At 75.7% G+C, this 263-nt stretch carries 1 pseudogene; it reads right to left on the bottom strand.

What is annotated here, in order from left to right:
• Window positions 1-263 (bottom strand): annotated as a pseudogene (locus QP415_RS12015) (hydroxymethylbilane synthase); the annotation flags it as partial.

Genomic DNA, 263 nt, shown 5'->3' with positions numbered 1-263 from the left:
ACGGCGCGCTCGGCGCTGGCCGCGAGCGCGGTCGGCCGATGGTTGAGGGTGCCCAGGAGGGCGCGTAGGAGGGGGTCCAACTCATCGCGCGTTTCGATGGCGAGGGCGCCCTGCGAGGGGGCGGGCATCATGATGGTGGGGTCGAGTACGTCGGTGGCGTGGGCGTCGAGGCCGATGCGGCGCAGCCCGGCGAGGGCGAGGACAACCGCGTCGAGGCGCTCACCCGTGCCGAGGGCGGAGGGCGCGGTGCCCGCGTCGGTGCC

This window comes from Pauljensenia sp. UMB3104, from assembly GCF_030217285.1.
GTDB lineage: Bacteria > Actinomycetota > Actinomycetes > Actinomycetales > Actinomycetaceae > Pauljensenia.
This window is presented reverse-complemented; position numbering and strand designations above follow the sequence as displayed.